This window comes from Streptomyces nojiriensis, assembly GCF_017639205.1.
In the GTDB taxonomy this organism is placed as follows: Bacteria; Actinomycetota; Actinomycetes; order Streptomycetales; family Streptomycetaceae; genus Streptomyces; species Streptomyces nojiriensis.
Map to the genome: position 1 here is coordinate 6,895,509 of NZ_CP071139.1, position 21,886 is coordinate 6,917,394.

Genomic DNA, 21,886 nt, shown 5'->3' on the forward strand with positions numbered 1-21,886 from the left:
GGATTCCGCCCCCGGTTGCCGTACGTCCGGCGGTCAGGAGCTGCTGCCGCAGCTGGAGCTGGACGAGCTGCCACAGCTGGACGAACTGCCGCAGCTCGACGAACTGCCGCAGCTGGAGCTGCTGGTCGAGCAGCTGGAGCCCCCGCCGCCGCAGCTGGAGCCCCCGCCCGAGGATCCGCAGCCTCCCCCCGAGGACCCGCAGCCCGAACCCCCGCCGCAGCTCGAACCGCCGCCACCGCCCCCGTCGCTCCCGGCACACCAGACGATGGGCAGCACCTCGGCCCCCGACGTGTGCGACGAGCTGTCCGTGCCGTGGAAGCGCGGATGCGACTGGGCCGCGGCCAGCCGGGTACCGCGCACGGCGGGCACCAGCTGCCGACGCAGGTACGGGTCCCGCAGACCGCGCAGCCCGAACAGCGCGGTCTGCACGTGCGGGGTCCGGTCGTTCAGATGGGCGGAGCGGATCGCGCGCAGCGCCCGCGCCCCGGCCCTGGTGACCCGGCTCTTGGCCCGGGCCGCGCACATCAGGCCCACGACGATGCCGCCCACCAGGACGACCACCACCTTGGCGATGAACGGCACCCCGGAGCCGGAATCGAGGGCGAGCGACACGACGGTCAGCACCAGCGACACCGGGAACAGCAGCAGCGCGCACACGACGGCCTGGACCAGCCCCCAGCGGCGCAGGCGGCGCAGGCGCAGGCCGGATCCGGGCGGGGTGATCAGCCCGCGGTCGGCCAGCCCGTCCCCGATCTCCTGGACGGCCGGGTCGCACATGGCGGCGTAGCGCACCTGGTAGAGCCATCCCGAGGGCGCCCCCCGGTGGGCCTGGAGGACGGCCCGCTCGGCGGGGTCGCCGGCCCGCGCCCCGGGGCGTACCTGGACGATGCCGGGCCCGCCCGCCACCAGCCGGCCGTCGACGAGCATCGAGACGAGCGCGGCGTCCACGACGGTGCCGGGGCCGCCCACCACGAAGGCGGCCTCGGACAGGTCGTGCAGGGCGGGCGCGGGTCCCGCGGACGAGGACCGGGACCTGCGCAGCCCGCCCAGCAGCAGGACGGAGGAGACGAGGACGGCGATCCAGATCGCCACGGCGAGGAGGTTCATGCCGCTCTCCCCGCCAGCGTCCGGGCCCAGCGCACGATCCGGCGGGGCGGCCTGGCCCCGGCCCGGTCCCGCCACCAGGCGGTGAGCCGGCGCCGGGCGGCCGGATCGGCCGGCAGGTCCCGGATCAGCAGGTCCTCGGCGAAGTCCAGCGCGTCCCGGCGGTACCCGGAGGTCATCGGGCGGCCCTTGGCGTAGGAGAGGAAGGCCTCGCGGTACCGGTCCGGGCCGCCCAGGATCACGGGCAGCTCGGGAGCCAGCTTCGCCACCACGTCGGCCCGCTTGGCGGCCAGCGCCCGGGCCTGCACCCGGATGCGCCGGCGGTCGAAGCCCTCGGGTACGGGGGTCCCGGCCACCAGCGCCGACAGCAGCGCGGCCTGACCGAGCGCCACCCGGGTGCGGGCCGACTCCTCGACCGGGCCCTGGTGGGCGGCCTGTCCGGCGCCGGGGTCGGCCTTCTGCCCGGTGCCCGCCGGGCCGGACCCGGCGATGGCCGTCTCCCCGGGCGCGGCCGGTCCGGCCGTCACCACGGCGCGGATCGCGGCCAGCTCGCCCGCGAGCTCGGCCTCCGGCGGGAAGTCGTCGTCCCGCTCCAGCAGGACGCCCGCCGGTTCCACCCGGGAGCGCAGCTCGGCCAGCAGGTCGAGCACCACCGGCGGGACCGGGTGCGCGTGGGTGTCGTGCCAGACACCGCCCCGCTCGATGCCGCCCGCCACGTGCACGTACGCCAGCGCCTCCAGCGGGATCGCGTCCAGCACGGCGGCCGGGTCCTCGCCCCGGTTGACCCGGTTGGTGTGCAGGTTGGCCACGTCGATGAGCAGCCGGACACCGGTCCGCTCGACCAGCTCCGTGAGGAACTGCCCTTCCGTCAGCTCCTCGCCCGGCCACGAGAACAGCGCGGCGATGTTCTCCAGCGCCAGCGGGACCGGCAGGGCGTCCTGCGCGATCCGCACGTTCTCGCACAGCACGTCCAGTGCGTCGCGGGTGCGCGGCACCGGCAGCAGGTGCCCGGCCTCCAGCACCGGCGAGGAGGTCCGTACGAAGGCGATGTGCTCGGTGACGAGCGGCGCCCCCAGCGCCACCGCCCGCTCGCCGAGCGCCGCCAGCTTCGCCGGATCGGGGCGGTCCGCGCCGCCGAGGCCGAGCGAGACCCCGTGCGGCACGACGCGCGTGCCCCGCTCGCGCAGCCGCAGCAGGGACTCGGGCAGGTGGCCCGGGCATACGTTCTCGGCCACCACCTCGACCCAGTCCAGGCCGGAAAGCCGCTCGACGGCGTCCGCGATTTCCGGCCGCCAGCCGATGCCCACCCCCAGGTGTGCCATGGGTTTCATGTCCCCTCGCCCCCTCTCTTCGCACCGTGTGCCGATGTCATGGCCCCGACGGAGTCGCGCCAATCGCAGGAGGGGACGTTCAGAGGAACATTTGAGGTTCCCGCCGGCCGGGAAGCGCGTGGGATCCGGACCGTCAGAGCCGGGCCCGCAGCGCCGGGTGGTCGGCGACCACCGTCGCGCTGCCCGGCGCGATCTCCGTGAATCCGGCGTCCCGGACCACCGGCAGCCCGCTCCCGCCCAGCTCGGCCCACCGCTCGCGCGGGGCCGTCCGTACCGCCAGCCGGAATCCGGAATCCTGCCAGGCGGTCCGCTCCGCCTCCGTCAGCTCCCACCACGCCAGCTGCGCCGCGTGCCCGGCCTGGGCCATGGCCTTGCCGGCCGACATGTCGAGGCCGGGGTTGAGCCACAGCACCGGCAGCCCCGGCTCCGCGGTCGCGGCGACCGGCTCCGGGTCGTCCAGATCGGTGCCCGACACCTGGAGCTTGGCCAGTTCCTTGGGCCAGCCGTCGAGGGGCACCGGCGGGAAGACCCGTACCTGCGCGCCGTCTCCGTGCACCGTGACGCCCGGCAGGGTCTCCGCCTTGCGCCACTCCGCCCCGCGCGCCCGCCGGACCACCTTGCGGATCCGGGCGTCCTGCCAGTCGCGGACGGCCTCGGCCCACTCGCCCTCGCCGTGCGCCCGCTCGTCGGTGAGCAGGACCAGCACGGCCCGGGCCGCCGTCTCCAGGGCGTCCGTCCGGGCCGGCGGCTCGGCCTTCTCGATCCGTACCACCAGCGGCAGCACGAACTGCGGTGCCTCGTCGCGCAGTACGTGCTCCTGCCGGAAGGGGCTGTCCGCCCCGACCGCGGGGACGTCGGAGATGTCGTTCGTGTGCTGGCTGCTCATCCTGCCAAGGATGCCAGCCTCCGCCTTCAGGATGATGCCCCGGGTGGCCGGCCCGGGTGAGGATCGAAGCCATGAAGAGTGATCTTTTCGCGTCCGAGAACCTGGCCCAGGCGGCCGTCGCCCCCGGCATGACCCTGCAGAACGCCAAGTCCGTGAAGTACACCGTCAACGGTGAAATGCTGGCCCGCCAGGGCTCGATGGTCGCCTTCCGCGGCAACCTCCAGTTCGAGCGCAAGGGACAGGGCATAGGCGGCATGCTCAAGCGCGCCGTGACGGGCGAGGGCCTCGCGCTCATGTCCGTACGCGGCCAGGGCGAGGCGTGGTTCGCCCACCGGGCGGACAACTGCTTCATCATCGACTTCGAGCCGGGTGACGCCCTCACCATCAGCGGCCGCAACGTGCTCTGCTTCGACCCGACCCTGTCCTACGAGATCAAGATGGTGAAGGGCGCCGGCATGACCGGCGGCGGCCTCTTCAACAGCCTCTTCACCGGCACCGGCAAGCTCGCCGTCGTCTGCGACGGCCACCCGATCATCATCCCGGTCACCGCCCAGGCCCCCGTCTACGTGGACACGGACGCGGTGGTCGGCTGGAGCGCCCGGCTGGAGACCGGCCTGCACCGCTCCCAGTCGGTCGGCTCGATGATCCGCGGCGGCTCCGGCGAGGCCGTCCAGCTGAAGCTGAGCGGCGAGGGCTTCGTCATCGTCCGCCCCAGCGAGGTCACCGAAGCGGTGGCCGCGCACTGAACCTGACCGATGTGGGCCGCCGCTACGGCCGGCGCCGCCCCTGGGTGCTGCGCGGCATCACGCTGGAACTCCCGCGCGGCGCCCTCGTCCGCGTCGAAGGCGGCAACGGCGGCGGCAAGTCCACCCTGCTGCGGCTCGTCGCCGGGATCGAGGCCCCGACCGAGGGGCGCGTGACCGGTCGCCCGCCCCGCACCGGCTACGTGCCCGAACGCTTCCCGGCGGCGCTGCCGCTCACGGCCGCCGACTACCTGACCCGGCTGGGCCGGGTGCACGGGCTGCCGCGCGCCGAGGCGGCCCGCCGGGCGGCCGACGGGCTGGAGCGGTTCGGCGCCGCCGCGTACGCCCGCACCCCGATGGCCGAACTGTCCAAGGGCAGCAGCCAGAAGGTCGCCGTCGCACAGGCCCTGCTCGCCGAACCGGGACTGCTCGTCCTGGACGAGGCGTGGACCGGCCTGGACGGCTCCGCCCGGGCGGAGCTGGACCGGGCCGTCGCCGAACGCACCGCCGCCGGAGGCACGGTGGTGTTCGTCGACCACGACCCGCGGCGGCTCGCGGGCGCGGCCGACGCCCACTACCGGATCGAGGGCGGGGCACTCGTACCCGTGTCCGCGGCGGCCGGCCCCCGCGTACGGATCCACGCGGTCGGCCCGCCCGGCCGGGCGCTGCCCCCGGACCTCGCCGCCTCGCCGGCCGCCGGCGGGGGAGTGCTGCTCACCGTGGAGGCGGCACGCTCCGACGCGGTCCTGCGCGACCTGCTCACCGCCCGGCCGCCCTGGCACATCCGCGCCGTGGAGGAACTCCCGTGACCGCCCTGCTCCGTTACCAGGGCGCCCTGCTGCTGCGCTCCCAGCGCTGGCTCGCGCCCCTCATCGCCTACGCCGCCTTCGTGGCCGTCGGCATCCGGCCGGGCGACCCGGTGCTGGACTCCCTCGGCCTCGCGGCCGCCGGCCTGGTCCCGGCCACCGCCTGGCTGGTCCGGATCTGCGTGACCGTCGAACCGGACGCGGCCCGCGACTGCACGGCCGCCGCGGCCGGTCCCGTGCGGGTCCACGCGGCGGCCCTGCTCACCGCGTCGGCCGGGGCGCTGCTCGCCGGAGCCGCGGCGGCCGCCGTCGCACTGCTGACCGGCGACCGGTCCGGGGCCGGCCCGGTCGCGGCCGCCCTCGCCGGGGCCCTCGCGGTGGCGGCCTGCACCCTGACCGGCGCGGCCGTGGGCGCCCTGTGCAGCCGGCCGCTGCTCCGGCGCCGGGGCCACGCGGTCCTGGCCGGATCCCTGGGCTCCGTGCTCGCCCTGGTCCTCGCGGCCTCCCCGGCCCGAGCCGCGGTGTCCGCCCTGGTCACGGCGGGCCGCTCGGGCCCGGCGCCCCTGCCGCTCACGCCCCTGGCGGCCGCGCTCGTCCTGGCCGCCGCAGCGGGCACGACTGCCGCCCTGACCGCCGCGCGGCGACGCTAGGACCGGGCCACGGGCAGATGGGTGCGGGGCCGCCGCCATTCGAAGTCTCTCTCGATTCCAAAGAGTGATGACTCATCACCTTAAGTGATGAGATGGTCGCGATCGGGGATGCCTCTTCCCGTTGAAGGGCCACGCCGCGCATGTGGCGGCGGGCCTCCCCTCCAGGAAAGGACGCACATGAGGAAGCTGGCTTGGGCCGCGCGGGGCATGTCGGTGGTATCGGGAGCGGTACTGCTCGGGGCGCTGATGGTCCCGTCCGCGGTCGCCGACGACACCCCGGGGAGCACCGCGTCCCCCAACAGCTCCATGACGATGCAGGGCAAGAAGTGCGGTTCCCGCGACGTCAGCTCCGCCGCTCCGGACTTCATCAACCTCCCGCCCGGCCTGATCTTCCGCGTCGCGACCGACGCGCAGGGACACTCGTTCCTCAACGACAGTCGCAACCCGGGTGTGTGGATCAACCTGGGCCTTCTCGCCAACGCGCCGACATGTGTCACCGACAGCGCGCTGTCGGTGACCGAAGCCACCACCGGCGTCCTCTACATCACCCTGCTGAACCAGGACGGGGTGCTGCACGAGGCCCGGTGCACCACCAGCACCACGCCCTTCACGCCGGTGAACCTCGTGGCGGCCTGCGGCACCGGGTTCTCGATCCTCCCGAACACCCCCGTCGTCTGACACGGGCCACGGCCAGGGGTGTCCTGCCTGCAGCCGGCAGGGCACCCCTAGGCCGTCTCTTTCGGATCTTGCCGGGCCCGCGACGCCCGGCACCGCACCTGGCCGCGTTGTCGGGGCGCCCGAGTACGTCCGGTACACGGTGCGCTCCTCCGCCTTGCCAGGCACGGCACCGGCCGCCGCGGGCTCGGCCGACAAGATCCGAAAGAGACGGCCTAGCCCACCCGGGCAGGAGACGAACCGCCCGGGACGAGGAGGGCGGGCTCGCCCGTGCCGTCCGCGCGGGTCGACCAGATGTCGCTCGCGCGGCCGTCCTCGCCCGGAAGGGCGTAGGCCAGGGCCGTGTCGTCCAGCCACGCGGCCTGGTCGTCGACGCTGTGCGGCTCGGCCAGCGGGTGTTCGCGCATCGTCGCCAGGTCCAGGACGTACAGCCGCCACGGTGCCCGCGGGTCGTCGGAGACCTTCTTCTTGAAGGCGACGCGGGTGCCGTCCGGTGAGAGCGAGGGGCATTCGGCGTTCTCCCGCAGCGCCTTCGCCGACCAGGCGCGCAGGTCGCCCTCGACGAGGTGGGTGGCTCCCCGGGTGGAGACGGTGGCGTAGAAGCGGTTGTCGTCGGCGGCGAAGGTCACGCCCCAGTAGTTGACGTCCGAGTCGTGGTGGCGGGCTCCGCCGAGGGTCAGCGGGATCTGCTCGATCGACTTGATCAGATACCCGGTGCGCAGGTCCAGGATCGCCGTCCGGGTGGAGAACGCGGCGGTGTTGTAGGAGTCGCCCGTCGTGAACGTGGTCCAGGACAGCACCTGGCCCGAGGGGGAGACACGGGCCCGGTTCGGGATGCCGGGCACGGTCACCCGGCGGACCTCCCGCATGTGCCGGTCGAGGACGAGGGCCTCCGTGCGGGCCGGGACCCCGGGCAGCTTGCGCAGGCACAGGGCGTGGTCCCCGGCTGTGTGGAAGCGGTCGCAGGACGGGCCGCCGGTCACCCGCGGCAGGCCCGGGCCGCCTTGGCGCGCGATCCGCCCGCCGGTCGTGTCCCGGAAGTAGAGGCCCGGCTCCGAGACGTCGAAGGAGGCGTCGGCCTGCTGCCCGGGCGGCCGTTCGCGGTGCCGCGCGTGCAGTACGTAGCCCAGCGAGCCGCCCGCCAGCAGCAGGACCGCGGTGACGACGAGGGCGAGGCGCAGCCGGCGGGACGGGGGGTTCACGGGGCCTCCGGGGCGGCGGTCGGGGGAGCGGCGGGCAGGATGCGCGAGGCGGCCGCGAGCGCCCCGGCCAGGGCGAGTGCCGCGGCCCAGAGGGCGGGCCGCTGCCCCCACAGGGTCCACGCCGCCCCGAATCCGGCGGCGCCCAGCAGCCGGGCCAGCGCCTGGCCGGTCTGCAGCACCGCGAGCCCGCCCGCCCGGCCGGCCGCGGGGAGCGCGGGAGCGGCGAGCGCCATCAGGACCCCGTCGGTGGCCGCGTAGAAGACGCCCAGCAGGACGAGCACCCCCACGACGGTCGGCGGGGAGACGGGGGCGAGCAGCAGGGCGTACGCGCCGAGCAGGGCGCAGTGCCCGAGCAGGAAGGCCGTCCGGCGCCCGGTTCGGCGCCCGCTCGGGTCGGCGGCCCGGTCGGCGAGCCGGCCCGCGGGGACGGCGAGCAGCAGGTAGACGGCGGCGGCCCCGAGCGGCAGCAGCGTGAACAGGGCGGGCGGCAGGTCGAGTCCGCGCAGGAGCAGCAGGTAGAGGAAGGCGTCGCCGATGGTGGTGGCGCCGAGCAGGGCCGCGGCGCAGAGCACCCGGCGGAACGCGGGGTCGCGCAGGACCGGCCGGCGCGGCGGCCGGGGCCCGGCCGGGGGCGCGGCAGCCGGCCCGGGGGTCGGCCCGGGTGCCGCCGGGACGTACACGACGAGCAGCAGCACACCGAGCAGGCCGGTGCAGAAACTGACGGCGAACACCGCGTCGTAGGCATCGGCGGTGGCCCAGAGCACGGCGAACGCGGCGAGCGGCCCGAGCAGGGCGCCGGTGGTGTCCATGGCGCGGTGCACGCCGAAGGACCGGCCGAGGCTCTCCGGGGGCCCGCTCAGTGAGATGAGGGCGTCGCGCGGGGCGGTGCGGATGCCCTTGCCCAGCCGGTCGGCGGCGAGCGCGGCGGCGATCCCGCCGGTGGCGCCCCCGGCGAGGAGCAGCCCGAGCCGGGAGAGCGCGGAGAGCAGGTAGCCGGCGCCGGCGACCCGCTTGTGGTGGCCGCGGCGGTCGGCGAGCCGCCCGCCGAGCAGCCGCACGAGGGCGGTGGCCCCGTTGAACATGCCGTCCAGGAAGCCGAACTGGAGGGGAGTCAGGCCGAGGCCGAGGACGAGGTAGAGCGGCAGTACCGCCGTGACCATCTCGGAGGAGATGTCGGTGACGAGGCTGACCGCGCCGAGCGCGAGGACGGCGGCGGGGACGCGCCGCCCGGCCCCCGGGGGGCGGGGCGGCGCGTCCGGGCGGCCGTTGGCGGCCAGGTACATCAGTGGCAGCTGTACTTCGGGCTCGTGTCCTTGACCTGGCCGTCGGTGGCCACGTAGGTCCACCCGTAGCCGGAGTCGGTGAAGTCCAGCTTCACCACGCCGTACGGTCCGCTGATGCGCTTCTGGCTGTTGGGCTGGACCTCCTCGATCGGGTAGGGCTCGGCGCCGCCCATCCCGCCGACGATCTCCACGATCCCGTCGGCGGTCGCCCGGCCCTCGGGGTCCTGCGGGGCGAACCGCTCGTAGTGGTGGTCGTGCCCGTTCAGGACCAGGTCGGCCCGGGCGGCGTAGAGGATCTTCCAGACGGGTTTGGAGACGGGGTCGTTGCCGTGCCCGCCGGAGGAGTAGAGCGGGTGGTGCCAGTAGGCGGCGACGCACGGCCTGGTGTTGGCGGCGAGGTCGGCCTTCAGCCAGTTGAGCTGGGCGGCCTGGTCGAAGGAGTTGGAGTCGAGGGCGACGAAGTGCCAGTTGCCCTCGTCGAAGCTGTAGTAGCTCTTGCCCTGCGGGTAGGCGATGCTCCCGAAGTACGACTTGTACCCGGCGAGCGGGCCGGCCGGGTCGTACGTCTCGTGGTTGCCGGGGACCGGGTGGGTCTTGGCCTTGAAGGCGCCCCAGCTCTTGTCGTAGTAGGCGCGGTAGTCGGACAGCCGGGCGTCGTCGTACTGGTTGTCGCCCATCGTCAGGTAGAACTTCGGGTCGATCCGCCGGGCGAGCGCGGCCGTCTTCGGATGCGCGCAGCCGCTGTCGGACGCCGTGCACTGGGCGGCGATGTCACCGGCGGCGACGACGGTGAAGGAGCCGCCGGGCGGCGGCCCGTCCCCGACGGTGCCGTACACCTCGGCCTCGAAGAGCGAGTAGCCGTACGAGGTGCCGCGCGCGGTGCCCTGGACGCGCAGGTAGCGGCCCTTGCCGGACAGTCCGGTCCAGTCGTCGGTGCCGCCGTTGCCGGAGGTCTCGGTGGCGAGCGCGGTCCAGGCGGCGCCGTCGGCGGAGATCTCGACGCGGTACGCCTTGGCGTAGGCCGCCTCCCAGGTGAGCCGTACCCGCGAGACGGTGGCCCCGGCGCCGAGGTCGACCCGGATCCACTGCGGGTCCTTGCCCTCGGCGCTGGCCCAGCGGGTGGCCGGGTCGCCGTCGAAGGCGTTCTTCGCGCCCAGCGAGGAGGACTCGGAGGAGGAGGCGGTGGCGGGCTTCCCGCGGGATATGAGGGGGTCGGCGGCGGCCCCGGCCCGTCCGGGCCAGGCCAGGAGGAGCCCGCCGACGAGGGTCAGCGCGGCGAGGCCGGTGAGGGCAGTGAGGAGGAGGGGGCGACGTCTGCCGCGTAACCGAGGGGGGTGAGCGGAGGTGTTCAGGCGGTTCAGGCGCATACCTGGAACTCCCAGCCTTGAGGGGCGGCGAGAGCTGGACACTGGCGCGGGGCGCCGCACCCGCCCGCGGCGGGGCGGGCGGGGGACGGCGCCACGGCGGCCGGGTCAGAGCTCTCACTGAGCGCGTCATGCCCGTGGGGGTGGGCACCGCGCCAAGCCGCCGCCCGGGACACTAACAGGAAGGAAAGTTTCCTACCAGTGTTCCGGCGGCAGTTGTCCGCTACGTGCCGATCAGCTCGGAGACCTTCACGAAGCGGTAGCCGCGCTTGCGCAGTTCGGGGACGATCCGCTGGACGGCCTCCTCGGTGACCGGGGCGGCGCTGCGCGTGCAGTGCATGACCACCACCGACCCGGGCTTCACGCCGGTGAGCACCTGCTCGGCCACGGCGCCCGGGTCCTTGGCGAAGGCGTCCCCGCTGACCACGTCCCACTGGACGGCCGTGACCTTGGCCGTGGACAGGGCCCGCAGCGCCTGGTCGTCGTAGCAGCCGCCGGGGAAGCGGAAGTACGGGACGGTGTTGACCGCGCCCGCCTGCCGGAAGGCGGCGAAGGCCCGGTCCACGTCGGCGCGGGCGGCCGCGGAGTCGAGCGCGGGCAGCCCGTAGCAGGGGGACTTGAAGGCGTGGTGGCTGTACGAGTGGTTCGCGATCTCGAAGTTCGGGTCGGTGCCGATCGACTTGGCCTGGTCCGGGTACTCCTCGGCCCAGCGGCCCGTCATGAAGATCGTCGAGGGCACCTTGAGGGTGCGCAGGGTCGAGATCAGCGCCGGGTTGTCGAAGTGCTCCCCGTCCGCGGCGCGCGGCCCCTGGTCCGAGGTCATGTCGGCGTCGAAGGTCAGCGCCACGGTCTTGTCCGTCTGCTGCTTCGCCCGTTCGAAGACGGGGGTCAGGCCGTTCGGGCCCGGCGCCATGGTCGGGGGCTTGGCGGGCGCACCGGCCTGCGGGGACGCGGCGGGCGGTCCGGATGCGGCGGCCGAGGCCGAGGCCGAGGCCGAAGCGGAAGCCGAGGCGGCGGGGGTGCCCATACGGGCCTCGCGGCCGGCGTCCGGCGCGCCGGCGCCGCCCCCGCATCCCGCGAGGGCGGCGCCGAGCGCCGCCGTGGCAGCTGCGGCAGCTACTTTTCGTACGGAATTGGTCACGTACGCAAACTATATGACTAACTGATGAGAAGAATGAACGACAGGCGGTCGGGCGGAACTCACCCCTCCAGCAGCGTGCCGATGGCTCTGTACAGGTCAGTGCCAAGGCCCCGTCACCGCGAACGTGGTCCCCGGCGCGTAGGCGTTCACGTACATCGTCCGCCCGTCGGGGGAGAAGGTGACCCCGGCGAACTCCCCCCACTCCGGGGTCCCCGGAGCTCCGATGTCCTCTGCGTTGCGTGCCATCGGGTAGACCTCGCCGCCCACCGTCACCCCGAAGACGTACTGCGCGCCGCCGCCGTCCTCGCACACCATCAGTCCGCCGTCCGGGGCCAGGCAGATGTTGTCGGGGGAGTCCCCGGGCAGCGCGATGTCGGCGGCCGGGCCGAAGAGGACGTCCAGGCGGATCGTGGAGCGCCGCGGGTCGTGGAACCACACCTGCCCGTGGTGGTCGGCGGCCGCGCCCTCGCCGCTGCGCGCGAAGCTGGACACGAAGTGCACCCCGCCGTCGCCCCAGTAGCAGCCCTCCAGTTTCTGCGCGTGGGTGATCCCGCCCGGCCCGAAGTCCTGGAGCCGGATCGGGGTTCCGGCCGCCGACGGGTCCGGTACGGGCACCCACTCCACCGGGAACACCGCCCCGGGCTCGTCCACCACCGCCAGGTCCGCGAGCCCCGGCACCCGCAGGGCCTCCAGCCGGCCCCCGGCCCGCAGCGAGCCGAGCCCGCCGAGCGGCCGCTCCGGCAGGAACCGGTAGAACAGGCCGAACGGCCGGACGAAGGCGTCCTCGGTCTCGTAGACGACCCCGCGGTACGGGTCCACGGCGACGGCCTCGTGCGCGAAGCGGCCCATCGCGGTGAGCGGGACCGCGCCCGAGCGGTGCGGGTCGGCCGGGTCCACCTCGAAGACGTAGCCGTGGTCGCGGGTGTAGCCGGAGGCGCCCGCCCGGTCCTCGGTCTCCTCGCAGCTCAGCCAGGTGTTCCAGGGGGTACGGCCGCCCGCGCAGTTGACGGCGGTGCCGGCGAGGGCGACGCGCTCACCGGTGACCCGCCCGGCCGCGTCCAGCTCCAGGGCGGTGCAGCCGCCGAGGGCCCGGGGGTCGTACGTCAGGCCCGGGACGGCGGGGACGCGCAGGGCGGCGGTGGTGCGGTTCTCGTGGTTGCGGACGAGGCGCACGCGGCCGCCGCCGGCCTCGAAGGCCGCCATGCCGTCGCAGTTGGCGGGCACGGGCCCCTCACCGGAGCGCAGCGGCTCGCCGGCCCGGGAGAGCACCCGGTAGGTGAATCCGGCGGGCAGGTCGAGCAGCCCGCGCGGATCGGCCACCAGCGGCCCGTACCCGCGGTCGGTGCGGGGGGTCCGCGGGGCCCGGGCGGCGGCCCGCGAGCCGCCGCCACCGGCGAACAGTGCGCCGAGCGCCCCGCTGAAGGCGATCCCGCCCGCGGCGAGCAGGCCGCGTCGGGTGACGGGCATCGGCCGCTCCCGGGACGGCATCAGAGCGACGGCTTGGGGCGGGTGGTGCCCGGAAGGCAGGTCACCGCCCGGTTGAAGGTTTCGAACAGGCCGTCGGGATTCTTCTTCCAGAGCCACAGGTGCAGGGCGTAGTGCACCGGCTGACCGGGGAAGTTGCCGGGCTTGGGGCCCTTGAAGGGGATGCCGAACATCGTGGGGCGGTCGTCGTCCGTCGCCAGCTTCTGGTCGCGGTCGTAGAGCAGCCACTGCACGGCGACGAGCCGCTTGCCGCCGCGCCCGTCGTCCTCGTAGAACAGCGCGGCGGGCTTCGCCGGGTCGAGGGAGTTGTCGTACTTGTGGTTGAAGTGCGGGTAACCGAGCGCGCCGGGGCCCGCCTTGTCGACGACGCAGTACTGGTCGGGCTTGTAGCCGTCCGCCACGGCGTTGGCGTGCACCTGGTACCTGGCGGTCGCCGCGTACGTACGGGCCAGGTCGCCCTGGGCCCGGCCGCGGCCCGAGTCCGCGGCGGCGAGCGGAGCGGTGGCGGCCGCCAGGGTGAGCGAGGCGGCTGCGGTGAGGGCCAGGGCGAGACTGCGGGCCATGCGCGGGCTCCTTGTGACGGGCTGGGTGACGGGCTGGCTGGGGGCACCTGCAGCCCTTCCCCGGGCCGCCGGGCCCGCCACACACTCGGCCCGGACGGGCGACCGCCGATCGGCTGACGATCGGCCGGACCCGCACCCGGACCCGCCCCGGCACCCGGCGCCGCCGGCTCACTCGAACGGGAAAGGCGCCGTTTCGCGACCCACCCGCGCGGGGAACCGGTGTTGTCCCCAGCAGGCGAGCGCGACGGAGGGTACGGACCATGGCGCAGCAGGATGCGGCACCGGACGGCGGCGGGGAGCTGCACGAGATCGTGTCGGCCGTGTCCCGGGGCGCGCCGGAGTACCGGCAGTGTCCCCATCCGATGTACGCCGCCCTGCGCGAGCAGGACCCGGTGTGCCGGCTGACCCCTCCGCACGGGATCGAGACGTACCTCATCACCCGTTACGACGACGCCCGCGACGCGCTGTCGGACCCCCGGTTCAGCAAGAACATGCACGGGGCCATCGACACGTACCACGCCGTGTACGGCAGCTTCTTCGACGCGCTCGACGACAACGTGCTCTTCTCGGACCCGCCCCGCCACACGCGGCTGCGCCGCGTCCTGCGGAGCGCCTTCACCCCGCGGCGGGTGGAGCAGATGCGTCCGAGGATCACCGCGATCGCCGAGAGCATCCTGCGCGAATGCCGGCGGGCGGGCACGGTCGACCTCATGGCCTCGTTCGCCTTCCCGCTGCCCGTCGCGGTCCTGTGCGAACTGATGGGCATCCCGCAGGAGGACCGCCCGGAGATCCTGGAGCAGTTCGCGGTGGTGACCCGCTCCCGGTTCGACCCCAGCAGGAAGGCGGAGCTGAAGGCGGCCGAGGAGCGCCTGCAGCACCGGCTGGAGCGGCTCATCTCGGACACGCGCGCGCACCCGTCGGACTCCTTCCTCGGCGACCTCCTCCAGGCGGAGGAACGGCTGGAGGATTCCGAACTGGTCGCGTCGCTGTGGGTCCTGTTCTTCGCCGGCCACAAGACCACCGCCTACCAGATCGGCAATTCCGTCCTCAACCTGCTGCTGCGCCCCGATCAGGCGGCGTTGCTGCGCAAGGACCCCGCGCTCATCCCGCGGGCGGTCGAGGAGATGCTGCGGTTCGAGGGGTCGGTGGAGACGTCGACCTTCCGGTACGCGGCACGGGCCGCGGAGATCCGGGGCACCGCGATCCCCGAGGGCTCCCTCGTGCAGATCGCGATCTCCTCGGCCAACCGGGACCCCGAGAAGTTCGACCTCCCCGACGAGCTGGACGTGACGCGCGAGGGACTCCAGGGCACGCACCTGGGCTTCGGGCACGGTACCCACTACTGCCTGGGGGCGCCGCTGGCGCGGCTCGAACTCGAGATCGCGCTCGCCACCCTCCTGCGGGAGTTCCCGGACATGGAGCTCGCGGACGCGCAGGAGACCGGGCGGGCATGGCTCAAGGGCCCGGTGCCGGCGTTCCGGGGCCTCGAACACCTCCGCCTCGTCCTGGAGCCGCCCCGCCCCGGCGCGGATCCGGGCGAGGCGTCCCTGGCCTCCGTGGCCTCCGGCAGGTAACCCAGACCCGATGGGCGGTGGATCGGCATGACGGATTCCGTGAGTACCTCCGCACTGCGCCTCCTGGGGACGCCGGCGGACGAACTGCGGATCGCCGCGGTGGGCACCAGCGCGGTCATCCGGGTCGCGCGGGGTTTCTCCGCGCCGGGCACGGGCGCGGCGCCCGCGGCCCATTCGAAGATCGACATGCATCAACACTTCTGCGCGCCGCAGTGGCGCGACTGGGCCGCGCACCACGGGCTGATCAAGCCGGAACGGCTGCCCCCGTGGAGCCGGCTCGACACCGACGCGGCGATCCGCTTCATGGACGACGCGGGCATCACGACCGCCGTCCTCAAGCCGATGCTGCCCGCGCGCTACCGCTCGTCGGCGCAGCTGCGCGAGGCCATCAACATCACGCTGCAGTCGATGATCGAGGTGGCGCAGTCGCACCCGGGACGGTTCTCGTACTACGTGCCGCTGTTCCTGGACGACCCGGAGGCCTCGTCCTGGGCCGTGCGCCGCGGGCTCGGGCAACTGGGGGCCGTCGGGGTGAACGTGACGGCCAACTACGGGGGCGTCTACCTCGGTGATCCCGTCTACGACCGGCTGTTCCACGAGTTGAACGAGTTCTCCGCCGTGGTGGACACCCACCCGCACAACCTCCCGGACGGCCCGCCCGGCCCGCCGCGTGGGTCCGGTCCGTCCGGCCCAGGCGCGTCGGGTCCGCCCGGTGGTGCCTCGGGCCGGCCTGGCGCCTCCGGGCCGCCCGGCGGGTCGACGGTTCCGGGTATCCCGAACTTCATGTGCGACTTCCTGCTGGACACCACGCGGGCCGCCGTGAACATGATCAGCCACGGGACGCTGGACCGCTTCCCGGACATCTCCGTCGTCCTGCCGCACGCCGGAGGCTTCCTGCCGTACATCGCGACGCGGCTGGAGGCCCTCGGGCGGTTCTGCGAACCGCGCGTCGAACCCGCCGCCGTCCGTGACCACCTGAGCCGCTTCTACTACGACACGGCAGGCCCCATGGCACCCGCCGCGACCCTGCTGGAGCACGTGCCGGCCGACCACGTCCTCTTCGGTACCGACTGGCCCGCCGCCCCCGCCGACACGGTCATGGACCTGGCGCTCCCCGCCCTCGAAGCCGACCCGGCCTTCACCCCCGAGCAGCTGCGGGGGATCTACCACGACAACGCGATGCGCCTGATCCCGCAGTTGGCGACCGCCTGACGGGGGTGTGGGCCGCGATGTGCGGCCCACACCCCCGCCGGATCGGGAGCGATCAGGCGAGCTCCGCGCTCAGCGTGATCGTCGTACCGGTCAGTGCCTGGCTGACCGGGCAGTTCTTCTTGGCGTCCTCGGCCGCGGCGGCGAAGCCCTCCGCGTCCAGGCCGGGGACCTCCGCACGGACCGTCAGGTGGATGCCCGTGATGCCCTCGCCCGGCTGGAAGGTCACATCGGCCTTGGTCTCCAGGCGGGTGGGCGGGGTGCCGGCGCCGTCCAGGCCGTGCGAGAGGGCCATCGAGTAGCAGCTGGAGTGTGCGGCGGCGATCAGCTCTTCCGGGCTGGTCTTGCCGTTCGCGGCCTCGGCGCGCGAGGGCCAGGAGACCTCGAACGAGCCCCGGCCCGACGAGTCGAGGCTGACCGTGCCGGCGCCCTTGAGCAGGTTGCCTTCCCAGACGGTGTGCGCGGTACGCGTGGTGGCCATGGTGATCCCTTCGAAGATGTGGGAAACGGCCGGGCTCCCGAAGGTCCCCCGGCGTCCCCAAACCTACTGGGAGACCAGGGGCTTCGCGTCGCGCGCCAGCGCGGTGAGCCGCGATATGGCGCGGAAGTACTTCTTCCGATAGCCGCCGTTCAGCATGTCCTCACTGAACAGACGGTCGAAGGGGACCCCGGAGGCCAGCACCGGGATCTCGCGGTCGTACAGCCGGTCGGCCAGCACCACCAGGCGCAGCGCCGTCGACTGGTCCGGCACCGGGCCGACGTCGGTCAGGCAGACCGCCGTGAGGCCGTCGGTCAGCGCGCCGTAGCGGCTGGGGTGCACCCTGGCCAGGTGTTCGAGCAGGCCGGGGAAGTCGTCCAGGCTCGCGCCCTCGGTCGCGTACGCGGCCTTGGTGACCTGCTCGTCCGAGAACGGCGCCGGGGCCTCCGGCAGGCCGCGGTGGCGGTAGTCCTGGCCGTCGATGCGCAGCGGCCGGAAGTGCGCCGACAGCCCCTGGATCTCGCGCAGGAAGTCGGCGGCGGCGAAACGGCCCTCGCCGAGCTTGCCGGGGAGCGTGTTGGAGGTGGCGGCCAGCGCCACACCCTGCTCGACGAGGCGGCTGAGCAGCGAGGACACCAGCACGGTGTCGCCCGGGTCGTCCAGCTCGAACTCGTCGATGCACAGCAGCCGGTGTCCGCCGAGGGTCTGCACGGTCTGCTGGAAGCCCAGCGCGCCGACCAGGTTGGTCAGCTCCACGAAGGTGCCGAAGGCCTTGAGCGCGGGTTCGGCCGGGGTGGCGTGCCACAGGGAGGCCAGCAGGTGGGTCTTGCCGACGCCGTAGCCGCCGTCGAGGTAGACGCCGCGCGGGGCGGCGGGGGCGGCCGGCTTCTTGGAGAACCAGCGCTTCTTGCCGGCGCCGCTGGCGTGCGCGCCGCCCAGACCGGCGGCGAATCCGCTCAGCACGGTGACGGCCTCGGACTGGCTGGGCTGGGTCGGGTCCGGGTTGTACGTGTCGAAGCGCACCGAGTCGAACCGCGGCGGCGGCACCATCTCGGCCACCAGCCGTTCGGCGGGCACCCGCGGCTCGCGCGCGCACAGGGCCTGGGGCCCCGCGTCGGCTATCGGGGGTCGGCCGGAGGTGTAACCGGAGGTGGAGAGAGATGTTGACACAGCTCTTAACTCTACGGGGCGTGGCACACTGCACCGATGCGACGCCTGTTCCCTGTGACCGATCAGACATCAGCCTCGCCCCGGGACCGGGCCGACCGGGAGTGGTCGCTCGACGAGCTGGCGGAGGCCTACGCGTACCCCGCGCTGAAGGCGGACGGCCACTGGCTCCGGGCCAACATGGTCTCCACCCTGGACGGGGGCGCCCAGCACGAAGGACGCTCGCAGCCCATCTCCGGCGAGACGGACATGCGGATCTTCGGCACCCTGCGGGCACTGGCCGATGTGGTGGTCGTCGGCGCGGAAACGGTTCGCCAGGAGGGTTACCGCCCGGCCCGCGCCCGGGAGGCCTTCGCCGCCCGCCGCGCCGCCTCCGGACAGGGCCCGGCCCCCGCCATCGCCGTGGTCACGGCCAGCATGGACCTGGACTTCTCGCTGCCCCTGTTCACCTCCCCGCTGGTGCCGACCCTGGTGGTCACCGGGGCCGCCGCGCCCGCCGCCCGGGTGGCCGAGGCCGCGCGGGCCGGAGCCGAGGTCGTGGTGGCCGGTGACGGCGCGACCGTGGACGCCGCCCGGGCGGTACGGGAACTCGCCGGGCGGGGGCTGCGCCGCCAGCTCACCGAGGGCGGGCCCCGGCTCCTGGGCCAGTTCGTGGCCGCCGACGCCCTGGACGAGCTGTGCCTGACGATCTCGCCGATGCTCGTGGCGGGAGGCGCCCAGCGGATCGCCGGCGGCCCCTCCGTCACGGTTCCGCACCGGCTCGCGCCCGCCTGCGTACTGGAAGAGGCCGGGTTCCTCTTCACGAGCTACCGTCGGATCTGACAAGGCGCGGAATTTGTCGTTCCGCTTTGCTTCCGCTGGGCACATAACTGGGCAGGTATGTCTGGGCAGGGCCCCGTGCGACAGCGGGGCAGGATGGTTTCCGCAGGGGTCGGCCGGCCGGCCTCGGCCCATGAAGGAGAGGGCGTCCGTGTTCACGAGCGTATTGATGATCGAGCAGCCGCTGACCGCGGTGGACGTGGACTTCGTCACCAACCTGCACGGGGACGACGCGGTCTCCTTCATCGTCCTCATGCAGCCCCGGGGCGACCAGGACCGACTGCTGCGCGCCATCGACGACGTAGCGCTCGGTGAGCTCCCCGAGGCCATCCGTGAGGGTGACGAACCCGAGGGCGAGGCCGCCCTCGGCCCTGCCGCGCACGCCCTCGCCCACTCCCTGAACGCGTTGCGCGCCAAGGGCGCCAACGCCGTCGGGCAGATCGTCGAGGACCACCCGCTCGACAAGCTGAAGTCCGTCGTGGACGAGCACGGGGCCGACGAGGTGATCGTCCTGACCGCCCCGCACTTCGTGGAGGAGTTCTTCCACCGGGACTGGGCCTCGCGCGCCCGACACAAGGTCGGCGTTCCCGTGCTCAAGCTCTTCGCCCACAACGAATAGGCTTGGGGCCAGTCAGAGCCTCACGCGCACCCGCAAGACACACGATCCTGGAGCGACCTGAATGAAGCCCGGCCTGCCGACCGCCATGGAACGGCCCCACTTCATCGGCATCGGCGGCGCCGGCATGTCCGGCATCGCGAAGATCCTGGCCCAGCGCGGAGCGCAGGTGGCCGGCAGCGACAGCCGCGGTGACTCCGAGACCGCCGAGGCGCTGCGCGCCCACGGCGCCACGGTCCACGGCGGACACGCGGCCGGGAACCTCGCCGCCGACTCCACCTGCGTGGTCGTCTCCAGCGCGATCCGCGCCGACAACCCCGAGCTGGCCCGCGCCGCCGAGCTCGGCATCCCCGTCGTGCACCGCTCGGACGCGCTGGCCGCCCTGATGGACGGGCTGCGGCCGATCGCCGTCGCCGGCACGCACGGCAAGACCACCACCACCTCGATGCTGGCGGTGTCCCTCTCGGCCCTGGGCCTGGACCCCTCGTACGCCATCGGCGGCGACCTGGACGCCCCCGGCTCCAACGCCCACCACGGCGAGGGCGACATCTTCGTCGCCGAGGCGGACGAGAGCGACCGCACCTTCCACAAGTACACCCCGCAGGTCGCGATCATCCTCAACGCGGAGCTCGACCACCACGCGAACTACGCCTCCATCGACGAGATCTACGAGTCCTTCGAGACCTTCGTCGGCAAGGTCGTGCCCGGCGGCACCCTCGTCGTCGCCCACGGCCAGGAGGGCGCGGCCGAGATCGCCCGCCGCGCCGCCGGCCGGGAGGGCCTCACCGTCGTCACGTACGGCGAGGATGAGGGCGCCGACGTCCGGATCACCAAGATCACCCCGCGCGGTCTGACCAGCGAGGTCACCGTGGTCCTGGACGGCCGGATGCTCACCTTCACCGTCTCGGTCCCCGGCCGCCACTACGCGCACAACGCCGTAGCGGCCCTCGCCGCGGGCGTGGCGCTCGGCATCCCGGCGCACAACCTGGCGAGCGCGCTCGGCAAGTACACCGGCGTCAAGCGCCGCCTCCAGCTCAAGGGCGAGGCCGCGGGCGTCCAGGTGATCGACTCCTACGCGCACCACCCCACCGAGATGACCGCCGACCTGGAGGCCATCCGCGGAGCCGCCGGCGACTCCCGGATCCTGGTCGTCTTCCAGCCGCACCTCTTCTCCCGCACCCAGGAGCTCGGCAAGGAGATGGGCGCGTCCCTGGCCCTCGCCGACGCCTCCCTGGTCCTGGACATCTACCCGGCCCGCGAGGACCCGATCCCCGGCGTCACCAGCGAGCTGATCATCTCGGCCGCGCGGGCGGCGGGCGCCGACGTCACCGCCGAGCACGACAAGGCGGCCGTCGCCGACGCCATCGCGGGAATGGCCAAGCCCGGTGATCTCGTTCTCACCATGGGCGCGGGCGACGTCACGGACCTCGGTCCGGCCATCCTCGCCCGGCTGTCGAGCTGAAGGTACGAGGGAGCGGGAGAGTCATGTCCTACGAGGTCGAGAAGACGGACGAGCAGTGGCAGGCGGAGCTGACCCCGTCCGAGTACCAGGTACTGCGCCTGGCGGGCACCGAGCCGGCCTTCCGCGGTGAATACACGGACACCAAGACGGAGGGCGTCTACTCCTGCCGCGGCTGCGGGTCCGAGCTGTTCCGCTCGTCGGAGAAGTTCGAGTCGCACTGCGGCTGGCCCTCCTTCTTCGACCCCAAGGACACCGAGGCGGTCGAACTGATCTCGGACACCTCGCACGGGATGGTCCGCACGGAGGTCCGCTGCGCGAAGTGCGGCTCCCACCTGGGCCACGTCTTCGAGGGCGAGGGCTACCCGACCCCCACGGACCAGCGGTACTGCATCAACAGCATCTCCCTGCGCCTGACGCCGACGGAGGGCTGACCGGCCCGCGCGCCGTCCCGGCCGCGCCCCGGAGCCGCCGAGGGCCCCGGACCCCGATGGGTTCCGGGGCCCTCGCGCACCCCGCCGGCGCCCTCATCGGGGAAGCCGGTCCCCGGCCTCGAAGGCCCGGGCGACGGCGAGGCTGTCCTCGTAGACGTGGTGCCGGGTGACCAGACCGTCCTCGACGGTGAGATGCAGGGCGAACCGCGCGCGATACGCGCGTCCGGTGGGCCGGGCGGTCCGGCGGATCTCGCCGAGCACGACCGCGTCGCTCCCGTCGACGAGGATGCGCTCGACCTCGTTCCCCACGTCCTCGGGCACGTGGTACTCGGCGAGCTCGCGATAGTGGGCCGCGGCGTCGGCCCGGGTGGACCGGTGCCGGATCCACGGCGTGGCACCGCGGCCGTGCTCGGCCTCCGGCCAGTCGAGCTTCCAATCGCCCCGCTCGGCGTACAACTCGGCGATGCGCTCGGGGTCGCCCCCGCCGATCCTGCGCAGCAACTCCTCCACCACGGTGCGCGTGTCCGTAGGTGCGGCTGTGGACATGGCTGACCCCTCCGTCCCGGTTCCGCGTCCTGCGACGCGGGGAAAGCGCCCATCCTGCCGGTGCGGGCACGCCGCGACGATTACCTCCGGGGTAAGGCGGGGCGCGCCGGACCCAGGGCCCCACGGCCCCGCCGATCGCCGGCCCCGTCGTCGTGTACGCGCTCCTCGGCGCCGCAGTCGGTTCACGGTGGCGAATGGGGCCGGCGGGACCGTACCCGCGGGTCAGGCGATGACCCGGACGGCATCCGGCTTGGGGATCCGAGGGCGGCGAGGGCAGGATTCGAACCTACGTCCACCCGGGAGTCGAGCCGGGCGCTCCTCCGCAGAGCTTCCTCGCCGCCGTCCCGATCA

Annotated in this window: 22 protein-coding genes and 1 tRNA gene; 10 read left to right on the plus strand and 13 right to left on the minus strand. The window is 73.8% G+C overall.

From position 1 onward, the window contains the following. Positions 1-33: 33 nt before the first annotated feature. The 3 genes from JYK04_RS31980 to JYK04_RS31990 form a co-directional block, all read right to left on the minus strand. The gene (locus JYK04_RS31980; RefSeq protein WP_189739339.1) at positions 34-1,107 is read right to left on the minus strand and encodes a TIGR04222 domain-containing membrane protein; all 1,074 of its coding nucleotides are present in this window, start codon (positions 1,105-1,107) and stop codon (positions 34-36) included. Next, entirely contained in the window at positions 1,104-2,435 is a 1,332-nt protein-coding gene (locus tag JYK04_RS31985) for an MbnB/TglH/ChrH family RiPP precursor modification enzyme (RefSeq protein WP_189739343.1), read from the minus strand. The genes JYK04_RS31980 and JYK04_RS31985 overlap by 4 nt, the downstream gene beginning before the upstream one ends. Before the next feature lie 133 nt (positions 2,436-2,568). Next, positions 2,569-3,321: an aminoacyl-tRNA hydrolase gene (locus JYK04_RS31990; RefSeq protein WP_189739346.1), complete on the minus strand. Its 753-nt coding sequence runs from the start codon at positions 3,319-3,321 to the stop codon at positions 2,569-2,571. Positions 3,322-3,392: 71 nt separating this feature from the next. On the opposite strand from JYK04_RS31990, the gene JYK04_RS31995 reads away from it, so the two are divergent. From JYK04_RS31995 to JYK04_RS32010, 4 genes are all read left to right on the plus strand, one after another. Continuing rightward, entirely contained in the window at positions 3,393-4,067 is a 675-nt protein-coding gene (locus tag JYK04_RS31995) for an AIM24 family protein (RefSeq protein ID WP_189739349.1), read from the plus strand. Beyond that, positions 4,064-4,873, plus strand: coding sequence for an ABC transporter ATP-binding protein (locus tag JYK04_RS32000; protein WP_189739601.1), 810 nt, complete (start codon positions 4,064-4,066; stop codon positions 4,871-4,873). Before JYK04_RS31995 ends, JYK04_RS32000 begins: the two co-directional genes overlap by 4 nt. Beyond that, positions 4,870-5,520: an ABC transporter gene (locus JYK04_RS32005; protein WP_189739352.1), complete on the plus strand. Its 651-nt coding sequence runs from the start codon at positions 4,870-4,872 to the stop codon at positions 5,518-5,520. The genes JYK04_RS32000 and JYK04_RS32005 overlap by 4 nt, the downstream gene beginning before the upstream one ends. Before the next feature lie 177 nt (positions 5,521-5,697). After that, positions 5,698-6,198, plus strand: coding sequence for a hypothetical protein (locus tag JYK04_RS32010; protein ID WP_189739355.1), 501 nt, complete (start codon positions 5,698-5,700; stop codon positions 6,196-6,198). 212 nt (positions 6,199-6,410) lie between these two features. On the opposite strand, the gene JYK04_RS32015 is transcribed toward JYK04_RS32010, so the two are convergent. The 6 genes from JYK04_RS32015 to JYK04_RS32040 form a co-directional block, all read right to left on the minus strand. Continuing rightward, positions 6,411-7,397: a TolB-like translocation protein gene (locus JYK04_RS32015; RefSeq protein WP_189739357.1), complete on the minus strand. Its 987-nt coding sequence runs from the start codon at positions 7,395-7,397 to the stop codon at positions 6,411-6,413. Beyond that, positions 7,394-8,680 (minus strand): MFS transporter, encoded by a 1,287-nt coding sequence (locus JYK04_RS32020; RefSeq protein WP_189739360.1) that lies wholly within the window; start codon positions 8,678-8,680, stop codon positions 7,394-7,396. The genes JYK04_RS32015 and JYK04_RS32020 overlap by 4 nt, the downstream gene beginning before the upstream one ends. Then, positions 8,680-10,047, minus strand: a complete 1,368-nt coding sequence (locus JYK04_RS32025; RefSeq protein ID WP_189739363.1) for a discoidin domain-containing protein — start codon at positions 10,045-10,047, stop codon at positions 8,680-8,682. The genes JYK04_RS32020 and JYK04_RS32025 overlap by 1 nt, the downstream gene beginning before the upstream one ends. A gap of 220 nt (positions 10,048-10,267) precedes the next feature. Then, positions 10,268-11,185: a polysaccharide deacetylase family protein gene (locus JYK04_RS32030; protein ID WP_189739365.1), complete on the minus strand. Its 918-nt coding sequence runs from the start codon at positions 11,183-11,185 to the stop codon at positions 10,268-10,270. Positions 11,186-11,281: 96 nt separating this feature from the next. Beyond that, positions 11,282-12,652 carry an alkaline phosphatase PhoX gene (locus tag JYK04_RS32035; protein WP_229875557.1) on the minus strand — a complete coding sequence of 457 codons (1,371 nt, stop codon included), beginning with the start codon at positions 12,650-12,652 and terminating at the stop codon, positions 11,282-11,284. Positions 12,653-12,672: 20 nt separating this feature from the next. Beyond that, a complete protein-coding gene (locus JYK04_RS32040) occupies positions 12,673-13,233 on the minus strand; it encodes a hypothetical protein (protein ID WP_189739372.1) in 561 nt (186 codons plus the stop codon). 260 nt (positions 13,234-13,493) lie between these two features. Between JYK04_RS32040 and JYK04_RS32045 the strand changes: the two genes are divergently transcribed. Both JYK04_RS32045 and JYK04_RS32050 read left to right on the plus strand, forming a co-directional pair. Further along, positions 13,494-14,807 carry a cytochrome P450 family protein gene (locus tag JYK04_RS32045; RefSeq protein WP_189739375.1) on the plus strand — a complete coding sequence of 438 codons (1,314 nt, stop codon included), beginning with the start codon at positions 13,494-13,496 and terminating at the stop codon, positions 14,805-14,807. A gap of 39 nt (positions 14,808-14,846) precedes the next feature. After that, complete coding sequence (locus JYK04_RS32050; protein WP_229875570.1) at positions 14,847-16,019, plus strand: amidohydrolase family protein; 1,173 nt, start codon at positions 14,847-14,849, stop codon at positions 16,017-16,019. A 52-nt stretch (positions 16,020-16,071) separates the two neighbouring features. On the opposite strand, the gene JYK04_RS32055 is transcribed toward JYK04_RS32050, so the two are convergent. Both JYK04_RS32055 and zapE read right to left on the minus strand, forming a co-directional pair. Then, the gene (locus JYK04_RS32055; RefSeq protein ID WP_189739380.1) at positions 16,072-16,497 is read right to left on the minus strand and encodes an OsmC family protein; all 426 of its coding nucleotides are present in this window, start codon (positions 16,495-16,497) and stop codon (positions 16,072-16,074) included. Between the two features lie 63 nt (positions 16,498-16,560). Continuing rightward, a complete protein-coding gene (zapE, locus tag JYK04_RS32060) occupies positions 16,561-17,616 on the minus strand; it encodes a cell division protein ZapE (protein WP_373038751.1) in 1,056 nt (351 codons plus the stop codon). Positions 17,617-17,700: 84 nt separating this feature from the next. Between zapE and JYK04_RS32065 the strand changes: the two genes are divergently transcribed. The 4 genes from JYK04_RS32065 to msrB all read left to right on the plus strand — a co-directional run bounded on the left by JYK04_RS32065 (position 17,701) and on the right by msrB (position 20,989). Next, the gene (locus tag JYK04_RS32065; protein ID WP_189739383.1) at positions 17,701-18,483 is read left to right on the plus strand and encodes a pyrimidine reductase family protein; all 783 of its coding nucleotides are present in this window, start codon (positions 17,701-17,703) and stop codon (positions 18,481-18,483) included. A gap of 148 nt (positions 18,484-18,631) precedes the next feature. Then, on the plus strand, positions 18,632-19,099 hold the full coding sequence (locus tag JYK04_RS32070; protein ID WP_189739386.1) for an indole-3-glycerol phosphate synthase: 468 nt from the start codon (positions 18,632-18,634) through the stop codon (positions 19,097-19,099). 61 nt (positions 19,100-19,160) lie between these two features. Continuing rightward, positions 19,161-20,558, plus strand: a complete 1,398-nt coding sequence (gene murC, locus JYK04_RS32075) for a UDP-N-acetylmuramate--L-alanine ligase (protein WP_189739389.1) — start codon at positions 19,161-19,163, stop codon at positions 20,556-20,558. A 23-nt stretch (positions 20,559-20,581) separates the two neighbouring features. Then, complete coding sequence (gene msrB, locus JYK04_RS32080) at positions 20,582-20,989, plus strand: peptide-methionine (R)-S-oxide reductase MsrB (protein ID WP_189739392.1); 408 nt, start codon at positions 20,582-20,584, stop codon at positions 20,987-20,989. Positions 20,990-21,082: 93 nt separating this feature from the next. Here the strand turns inward: msrB and JYK04_RS32085 are convergent, their stop codons facing one another. Continuing rightward, positions 21,083-21,535 (minus strand): nuclear transport factor 2 family protein, encoded by a 453-nt coding sequence (locus JYK04_RS32085; RefSeq protein ID WP_189739396.1) that lies wholly within the window; start codon positions 21,533-21,535, stop codon positions 21,083-21,085. 265 nt (positions 21,536-21,800) lie between these two features. Then, a tRNA-Ser gene (locus tag JYK04_RS32090) sits at positions 21,801-21,873 on the minus strand. Positions 21,874-21,886 lie beyond the last annotated feature (13 nt).